Source organism: Methylocaldum sp., assembly GCF_039794385.1.
GTDB lineage: Bacteria > Pseudomonadota > Gammaproteobacteria > Methylococcales > Methylococcaceae > Methylocaldum.
The window spans coordinates 1-3,069 of the sequence record NZ_JBDIVO010000456.1; the positions used below are offsets into that span (position 1 = coordinate 1).

General features: G+C 64.1%; 4 protein-coding genes. All 4 read left to right on the forward strand.

From position 1 onward, the window contains the following. The coding region (locus tag ABJK70_RS22610) for an ATP-binding cassette domain-containing protein (RefSeq protein WP_347259213.1) at positions 1-454 on the forward strand (454 nt) is incomplete at its 5' end. A gap of 84 nt (positions 455-538) precedes the next feature. Then, the gene (locus ABJK70_RS22615; protein ID WP_347259214.1) at positions 539-1,270 is read left to right on the forward strand and encodes an urea amidolyase associated protein UAAP1; all 732 of its coding nucleotides are present in this window, start codon (positions 539-541) and stop codon (positions 1,268-1,270) included. Between the two features lie 10 nt (positions 1,271-1,280). Then, positions 1,281-1,931 carry an urea amidolyase associated protein UAAP2 gene (locus tag ABJK70_RS22620; protein WP_347259215.1) on the forward strand — a complete coding sequence of 217 codons (651 nt, stop codon included), beginning with the start codon at positions 1,281-1,283 and terminating at the stop codon, positions 1,929-1,931. A 165-nt stretch (positions 1,932-2,096) separates the two neighbouring features. Continuing rightward, positions 2,097-3,069: biotin carboxylase N-terminal domain-containing protein (locus tag ABJK70_RS22625; protein WP_347259216.1), on the forward strand; the 973-nt coding region annotated here is incomplete at its 3' end.

Genomic DNA, 3,069 nt, shown 5'->3' on the forward strand with positions numbered 1-3,069 from the left:
CGCCCCGGTCGAAAACGCCTATCCCAACCAGCTTTCCGGGGGCATGCAGCAGCGCGTGGCCATCGCCCGCGCACTGATGAACCGGCCCGACATCCTGTTGATGGACGAACCGTTCGGCGCGCTCGACGCGCAGACGCGCGAGGTGATGCACGATCTCATCCTGCATGTGTTCGCGCTGGAAAGGCCCACCATCGTGTTCGTCACCCATGACGTGGAAGAGGCGATCTATCTCGGCGACCGGGTGGTCCTGATGGCGCCCCGTCCCGGACGGATCGACTCGATCTACGAGGTTCCGCTGCCACCGGAACGCGAGCAGGACATGAAGCTATCTCCCGAATTCACCGAGCTGAAACGGGAAATCCTGTCCCGCATCCGCGCCACCTCGGGGATGCAAACCGATCGCGGAATGCTGGACAAGCTCACGGCCACCGCACAGCCGGGGGCTGCCGCATGACCACGACCGGTTCCGATGCGAGCTCTGCGGCCAAGAACGGCGGCGCTTCTTTTGTGTTCATTTTTCGATGATGAGAGGTCAAGCATGACGATCACCTTCACCCCTGACCGAATCCTCTGGGAAGAGACGGTTCCCGGCGGCAATCACTGGTCCGGCCTGCTGCGGCGCGGTTCGGCGCTGCGCCTCACCGACCTGGAGGGCGGCGCCAACGTCTCGGCGCTGTTCTACAACCAGGAGGAGAAGCTGGAACGCTACAACATGCCGGATACGCTGAAGGCCCAGCACACCGCCTTCCTCACCGCCGGCCACGTGTGCTACTCCGACATGGGCCGAGTGCTGTGCTCGATCATCCACGATTCGGTCGGCTGGCACGACACCGTGTGCGGCACCAGCGACAACGCATCGATTCTGGACAAATACGGCACCGCCACGTTTCAGACCCACCGCAACGACATGTACCGCAGCGGCCGGGACGGCCTCCTGATCGAACTCGGCAAATGGGGCCTGGGCAAGCGCGATCTGGCCGCCAACGTCAATTTCTTCAGCAAGGTGACGGCGGATGCGGACGGCGGACTTCGCTTCCATTCCGGGCACAGCCGGGCCGGCGACGTGGTCGATCTGCGCTTCGACATGAACGTGCTGGTGGTGTTTTCGACCGCACCGCACCCGCTGGACCCGAACCCGGAATACCGGCCGGCGGCGGTAAAGCTGACCGCCTGGCATGCGGGGCCCGGCGGTGAAAGCGACCTCTGCCGCACCTCGTGCGAACAGAACCGGCGCGGTTTCATCAATACCGAGCGTTTCTACGCCTGCTAGGAGGACACCCATGTTGATCGAAAGCACACTCGCTCCGGAAAACGCCGTTCTCGACGAAACATGCCCGGCCGGAGAACCGTGGACGGGGTTGGTGAAGAAAGGCCAGATCTTTCGCATCCTCGACCTGGAGGGCAACCAGGCGGTGGATACCCTGTTCTACAGCGCCGATGATCCGGAAGAGCGCTACAGTGCGGTGGATACCATACGCCGCCAGGGCAATCTGTATCTCGGCGTCGGTTCGGTGCTGTACTCCAGCGAGGGGCGGCCCATGCTGACCATCGTCGCCGACACCTGCGGCCGCCACGACACGCTGGGCGGCGCCTGCGCGGCGGAGAGCAATGCCGTGCGCTACGCTCTGGACAAGCGCCCCATGCACAGCTGCCGCGACAATTTTCTGCATGCTCTGGCGCACTGCGACTGTGCCCGTCAGCGCGCCATGACCAAGCGCGACATCACCGCCAACATCAATTTCTTCATGAACGTGCCGGTGACTCCCGAAGGCGGCCTGACCTTCGCCGACGGCATTTCGGCACCCGGCAAATATGTCGAGCTGCGCGCCGAGATGGACGTGATGGTGCTGATTTCCAACTGTCCGCAACTCAACAACCCGTGCAACGCCTACAACCCGACACCGATCCGGCTGCTGGTGTGGAACGGATGAGCGACCTCGCCGGCAGGTTTTCCATGTTGCCGAAGCACCGCGCCAGCCACGAGGCAGCCAGCCTCGGGGCATGCCATCAACCGTGATCCGATTCGCCGCGGGACGACCCGTGGCTCGCGAAAACGGCGGGACGACCCGCCCCATCCTGAAAGAGCAAGAACACCGATGTTCGACAAGGTATTGATCGCCAATCGCGGCGAGATCGCCTGCCGTATTCAACGTACCCTGCGCCGCTTAGGGATACGGAGCGTGGCGGTTTATTCGGAGGCCGACGCCCACGCCCGTCACGTGGAAGAAGCCGACGAAGCCGTCTGCATCGGCCCGCCGCCCGCCGCCGAAAGTTATCTCCGCATCGACCGCATCCTCGATGCGGCGCGAAGCAGCGGCGCGGAGGCCATCCATCCCGGTTACGGCTTCCTGAGCGAAAACGCCGCTTTCGCCGAGGCATGCGCCGAACGCGGGCTCGCCTTCATCGGCCCGACGCCGGACCAGATCCGAAGATTCGGCCTCAAGCACACGGCGCGCGAAATCGCCGAGGCGAACGGCGTTCCGCTGCTGCCCGGAACCGGACTCCTGTCCGATGTGCGGCACGCTCTGGCCGAGGCTCAACGCATCGGCTTTCCGGTGATGCTGAAAAGCACCGCGGGCGGCGGAGGGATCGGCATGCGATTGTGCCGGAGCGAATCCGAACTCGTGGATGCCTACGATTCCGTTCAGCGCCTAGGCGCCGCCAATTTCAAGGACACAGGACTCTATCTGGAAAAATTCGTCGAACGGGCCCGCCATATCGAAGTGCAAATTTTCGGCGACGGACAGGGGGGCGTTCTGCATCTCGGCGAACGGGACTGCTCGCTGCAGCGCCGCAACCAGAAGGTGGTCGAGGAAACGCCGGCGCCGGGCCTGAGCCCCGAGGTGCGGGAACTGCTTTACGCGCATGCCCTGGCCATGGGTCGCGCCGTGAATTACCGCTCGGCGGGCACGGTGGAATTCGTGTACGACGCGGCGACGGACCAATTCTATTTCCTCGAGGTCAATACCCGGCTGCAGGTGGAGCACGGCGTCACCGAAGCGGTCACCGGGGTCGATCTGGTCGAATGGATGGTGCGGCTGGCCGCGGGCGAACGGGCGTTTTTCGAGC

What these genes read in the sequence shown, in the direction of transcription:
- ABJK70_RS22615 (WP_347259214.1), top strand. Translation starts at nt 539, where the DNA reads ATGACGATCACCTTCACCCCTGACCGAATCCTCTGGGAAGAGACGGTT.
- ABJK70_RS22620 (WP_347259215.1), top strand. Translation starts at nt 1,281, where the DNA reads ATGTTGATCGAAAGCACACTCGCTCCGGAAAACGCCGTTCTCGACGAA.